At 70.4% G+C, this 5,631-nt stretch carries 5 protein-coding genes; all 5 read left to right on the top strand.

All coding sequences use genetic code 11. The features are described from left to right. Window positions 1-42: 42 nt before the first annotated feature. Window positions 43-1,041, top strand: coding sequence for an ABC transporter permease (locus tag ACWF94_RS31610; RefSeq protein WP_453496231.1), 999 nt, complete (start codon window positions 43-45; stop codon window positions 1,039-1,041). Then, a complete protein-coding gene (locus ACWF94_RS31605) occupies window positions 1,038-2,228 on the top strand; it encodes an ABC transporter ATP-binding protein (RefSeq protein ID WP_453496228.1) in 1,191 nt (396 codons plus the stop codon). Before ACWF94_RS31610 ends, ACWF94_RS31605 begins: the two co-directional genes overlap by 4 nt. Further along, on the top strand, window positions 2,225-3,589 hold the full coding sequence (locus tag ACWF94_RS31600) for an ABC transporter ATP-binding protein (protein ID WP_453496225.1): 1,365 nt from the start codon (window positions 2,225-2,227) through the stop codon (window positions 3,587-3,589). Before ACWF94_RS31605 ends, ACWF94_RS31600 begins: the two co-directional genes overlap by 4 nt. A gap of 25 nt (window positions 3,590-3,614) precedes the next feature. Beyond that, window positions 3,615-4,274 carry a trimeric intracellular cation channel family protein gene (locus ACWF94_RS31595; RefSeq protein WP_453496218.1) on the top strand — a complete coding sequence of 220 codons (660 nt, stop codon included), beginning with the start codon at window positions 3,615-3,617 and terminating at the stop codon, window positions 4,272-4,274. Window positions 4,275-4,399: 125 nt separating this feature from the next. Further along, a complete protein-coding gene (locus ACWF94_RS31590; protein ID WP_453496215.1) occupies window positions 4,400-5,260 on the top strand; it encodes a thioesterase family protein in 861 nt (286 codons plus the stop codon). The last annotated feature ends 371 nt before the right edge of the window (window positions 5,261-5,631 follow it).

Below are 5,631 nucleotides of genomic sequence, written 5' to 3'. Positions count from 1 at the left end.
CCCGTTGATCCGGGTCCCCGGGCCGCCGCCGGGCCGCGCACAGTGCTTGCTTACCTCATCCGGCGATTGATCGCCGTCGCCATGATGCTGATGGTCGTGACCCTGGCGACCTTCTGCATCTTCTTCGTGCTCCCCAAGTGGGCGGGCTCCGACCCGGCGTATCTCTTCGCCGGAAAGCAGACCGACCCCGCGGCGATCGAGGGCATCCGGCAGAAGCTGGGCCTCGCCGCCCCGGTGCTGGTGCAGTTCTGGCACTTCGTCCAGGGCCTGTTCGCCGGCCGTGAGTACGCCAACGGCGCCGACGTCACCTCCTGCCCGGCGCCCTGCTTCGGCTACTCCTTCCGTACCGAGCAGGAGGTCTGGCCCCAGCTCACCGAGGCGATCCCGGTCACGCTCTCGCTGGCCGCGGGCGCCTGTCTGCTCTGGGTCGTCGGCGGTGTCTCCACGGGCGTCGTCTCCGCGCTGCGCCGGGGCAGCCTGTGGGACCGGACCGCGATGACCGTCGCCCTGGCGGGCGTCTCGCTGCCGATCTACTTCACCGGACTGCTCTCACTGGCGATCTTCAGCTATCAGCTGGACTGGGTCAGCGGTGAGTACGCGGCCTTCGGCGACGACCCGGCGCAGTGGTTCCAGACGCTGGTGCTGCCCTGGATCACGCTGGCCTTCCTCTACGCGGCGATGTACGCGCGGCTCACCCGCGCCACCATGCTGGAGATCATGGGCGAGGACTACATCCGTACGGCCCGGGCCAAGGGCCTCACGGAACGCGTCGTCATCGGGCGGCACGCGATGCGCTCCACCTGGACGCCCGTACTGACCCTGCTCGGACTGGACCTCGGAGCGCTGCTGGGCGGAGCGGTGCTCACGGAGTCCACGTACAACCTGCCCGGACTCGGGCGGCTGGCGATCGAGTCCATCAACACCAAGGATCTTCCGCTGATCCTCGGCGTCACGCTCTTCGCGGCGCTGTTCATCTGTGTGGCGAACCTCCTCGTGGACCTGCTGTACGCCGTCATCGACCCGCGAGTGAGGATCGGATGACCAACCTCGACAAGACCACTGGCGAGTCCGGTGGACCCGGTGAAACTGGCGGACATGGCGAGCCCGGCGGATCCGGTGAACCGGTGGCCGCGACCACGCCCGCGCCCACGACAGCGCTCGGTGAGGTCGCGGCGGCCGGCTCGCCGCCGCCCACCGCGTTCCTCGAAGTGCGCGATCTGCGGGTGCACTTCCCCACCGACGACGGTCTGGTCAAGTCCGTCGACGGTCTCAGCTTCCAGCTCGACAAGGGCAAGACCCTCGGCATCGTCGGTGAGTCCGGCTCCGGCAAGTCCGTCACCTCGCTCGGCATCATGGGCCTGCACACCGCGGGCCAGTACGGGCGGCGCAAGGCGCGGATCTCCGGCGAGGTCTGGCTCGACGGTCAGGAACTGCTGGGCGCCGACCCGGACGAGGTGCGCAAGCTCCGGGGCCGGGACATGGCCATGATCTTCCAGGACCCGCTCTCCGCGCTGCACCCGTACTACACGATCGGCCGCCAGATCGTGGAGGCGTACCGGGTCCACCACGACGCGGACAAGAAGACCGCGCGCAAGCGGGCGATCGAACTGCTCGACCGGGTGGGCATTCCCCAGCCCGACCAGCGGGTCGACAGCTATCCGCACGAGTTCTCCGGCGGGATGCGCCAGCGCGCGATGATCGCGATGGCACTGGTCAACAACCCCGAGCTGCTGATCGCCGACGAGCCGACGACCGCGCTGGACGTGACCGTCCAGGCCCAGATCCTCGATCTGATCCGGGATCTGCAGAAGGAGTTCGGCTCGGCGGTCATCATCATCACCCACGATCTGGGGGTCGTCGCCGAACTCGCGGACGACATCCTGGTGATGTACGGCGGCCGGTGCGTGGAGCGCGGGCCCGCCGAACAGGTCTTCTACGAGCCCCAGCACCCCTACACCTGGGGTCTGCTGGGCTCGATGCCGCGCATCGACCGCGACCAGACCGAACGGCTCATCCCCGTCAAGGGCTCCCCGCCCAGCCTGATCAACATCCCGGACGGCTGTGCGTTCCACCCCCGGTGCCCCTACGCGGATGTGCCCAAGGACAATCTGACGCGCACCGTCCGCCCCGACCTCCGGCCGGTGGGCAGCCGGCACTTCTCGGCCTGTCATATGGACCAGGACGAACGCACCCGGATCTGGACCGAAGAGATTGCGCCCAAACTATGAGCGACGCCCTGCGGATTCCCCGGCAGCCCTCCGCCGACGGCGCGCTGCCGGACGACGACGTACTGCGGAAGGCCGGTGGGCCGGACGACGTACCGCGGAAGGCAGGCGGGCCGGACGACGTACTGCTGAAGGTCGACGGTCTGGTCAAGCACTTCCCCATCCGGGAGGGGCTGCTGCGACGGCAGACCGGGGCCGTCCAGGCGGTCGACGGACTGAGTTTCGACGTACGGTCCGGTGAGACCCTGGGGGTGGTGGGGGAGTCCGGCTGCGGCAAGTCGACCATGGGCCGGCTGATCACCCGGCTGCTCGAACCGACCGGCGGGCGGATCGAGTTCCAGGGTCACGACATCACCCATCTCGGCGTGGCGAAGATGCGTCCGCTGCGCCGCGATGTGCAGATGATCTTCCAGGACCCCTATTCCTCGCTGAACCCCAGGCACACCATCGGCACCATCGTCTCCGCGCCGTTCCGGCTCCAGGACATCACGCCCGATGGCGGGGTGAAGAAGGAGGTCCAGGGGCTGCTGGAACGCGTCGGCCTCAACCCCGAGCACTACAACCGCTATCCGCACGAGTTCTCCGGCGGGCAGCGCCAGCGCATCGGGATCGCACGCGCACTCGCACTGCGGCCGAAACTGGTGGTGGCGGACGAGCCGGTCTCCGCGCTGGACGTCTCGATCCAGGCGCAGGTGGTGAACCTGCTGGACGACCTCCAGGACGAGCTGGGACTCACCTATGTGATCATCGCTCACGATCTTTCGGTGATCCGGCATGTGTCGGACCGGATCGCGGTGATGTACCTCGGCAAGATCGTGGAGCTGGCGGACCGCAAGTCGCTCTACGAGGCGCCGATGCACCCGTACACCAAGGCCCTGATGTCGGCCGTACCGGTGCCGGACCCCCGGCGGCGCGGTGGCAGGAGCGAGCGCATTCTCCTCAAGGGCGATGTGCCCTCGCCGATCTCCCCGCCCACCGGCTGCCGGTTCCACACCCGGTGCTGGAAGGCGACGGAGACCTGCAAGCGGGAGGAACCGCCCCTGGTCGAACTGAGGCCCGGGCGGCGGGTGGCGTGCCACCACCCGGAGAACGCCGAGGACCAGGTGCCCGAGGACACGGTGCTGGAGTCGGCGCGCGAGGCCGTCGAGATCGTCACGGCGGTCCCGAAGGCGCAGGAGGCCGTCGAGGGCGCCCCCTCAGCGGGCGGCGCGCAGGACAGCGCGGGAGACCCCACGGCGGGCGGCGCGCAGGACAGCGCGGGAGACCCCACGGCGGGCGGCGCGCAGGACAGCGCGGGAGACCCCACGGCGGGCGGCGCGCAGGACGGCGCGGTAGACCCATCGGCAGGCAGCGCGAAGGAGTAGCCGGGGCGCCGGGCACAATCGTCCGGTGTTCCAAGAACTCTTCTCGCCCTCCGTCCAGCACACGCTCGACCTCGCCGGAATCTTCGTCTTCGCGATCTCCGGCGCGCTGCTCGCCGTCCGCAAGAACTTCGATGTCTTCGGGATGGCGGTGCTCGCCGAGGTGACCGCGCTGGGCGGGGGGCTGCTGCGCGACCTGATCATCGGAGCCGTCCCCCCGGCCGCCTTCACCGATCTCGGGTACTTTCTGACCCCGCTGGTGGCAACGGCCCTGGTCTTCTTCCTCCACCCGGAGGTCGAGCGCATCCAGACGGGCGTCAATGTCTTCGACGCGGCGGGCCTCGGCCTGTTCTGTGTGACCGGCACGATCAAGGCGTACGAGTACGGCCTCGGCCTCACCTCGTCGGCTGCGCTCGGCCTGGCGACGGCGGTCGGCGGCGGTGTGCTGCGGGACGTCCTGGCCAACGAGGTCCCCTCACTGCTGCGCTGGGACCGCGATCTCTACGCCGTGCCCGCGATCGTGGGGGCGGTGCTGGTGGTCCTCTGCATCCGGTTCGGGACGCTCAACGATGTCACCAGCGGGCTCGCCGTGGTGACGGCGTTCGTCCTGCGCCTGCTGGCGCTGCGCTACCACTGGCGGGCCCCGCGCGCCTGGAACCGCCGGTCCACTGCGGCGGAGGAGAGCTGAGGGGTCCTGTGAGACCTGAGGTCCCGGGGGAGGGGCGTCACCGGGGGAGAGAGCGTCACGGAGGAAGCCGAAGCCGGAAGCGGAGAAAGCTACTGCTTAGTATTTGACTGTTGTACGGTACCGCTATGGCACAGGCAGTTCAGACATCCATCGGGGACAGCGAGTTCGACCGCGACACCGCCGTCACTCCGCGCGCACCCGGTATCTACGACGCGGAGCTGTCGGCCGGCTGGACGGTCATCGCCGCCGTCAACGGCGGCTATCTGCTGGCCGTCCTCGGCCGCGCGCTGGGGCATACGCTGCCGCACCCGGACCCCTTCACCGTCTCCGCGCACTATCTGAGCGCGTCCCAGCCCGGCCCGGCGGTGATCCGGACCGAGACCGTCCGCACCGGCCGTACGCTCTCCACCGGACAGGCGTCCCTCTTTCAGTACGAGGAGGACGGCACCGAGGTCGAACGCATCCGGGTCCTCGCGACCTACGGGGAGCTGGACGCGCTCCCCGCCGAGGTGCGCACCTCCGCGACACCGCCGGCGATCCCGCCGTACGAGCAGTGCCTCGGCGCCTCCGACGGTCCCGCCTCCGACGGTCCCGCGCCCGTCTTCACCGGCAGCTCGGCGATCATGGACCGGCTGAACATCAGGCTCGACCCCGCGACAGTCGGCTGGGTCGTCGGAGCACCCTCGGGCAAGGGCGAGATGCGTGGCTGGTTCTCGCTGGCGGACGGCCGGGACGCGGACCCGTTCTCCCTGCTGCTGACCGTGGACGCGCTGCCCCCGACCAGCTTCGAGCTGGGGCTGAAGGGCTGGACCCCCACGGTCGAGCTGACCACCCATATCCGCTGCCGCCCCGCCCCCGGGCCGCTGCGGGTCGCGATATCCACCCGCAATCTGGCCGGCGGCTTCCTGGAGGAGGACGCGGAGGTCTGGGACAGCCAGGACCGGCTCGTGGCCCAGTCGCGCCAGCTCGCGAAGGCCCCGCGCTGAGCCGGGGCAGCCGGGGGCGGTAGCCGCGCGGCCGGGCGCGCGCCGGGTGCGCTGCCGGCCGCCGGGCCGATCCGGCGGTCCCGGCCCGATCCGGACCGGGCTCGCGGAGCACTCGGCGGGGGGCCAGAGCCCCGGGGCACTGGCGGTACGGGCAGGATTCCCGGCCTTCGCGGGGCCGGACTCCGCGACGGCGCCGGTACGGGCGGACTTCCCACGCTCTGGTGCGGCGGGGCTCCTGCGGTACGGGCAGGCTTCCCGGGCTCTGGTGCGGCGGGGCTCCTGCGGTCCGGGCGGACTTCCCACGCTCTGGTGCGGCGGGGCTCCTGCGGTACGGGCAGGCTTCCCGGGCTCTTGACAGTACGGTCTACACC

Source organism: Streptomyces sp. NPDC055078, from assembly GCF_053607985.1.
The sequence above is the reverse complement of the archived record's forward strand: the minus strand, read 5'-3'. Positions and strand labels throughout refer to the sequence as shown.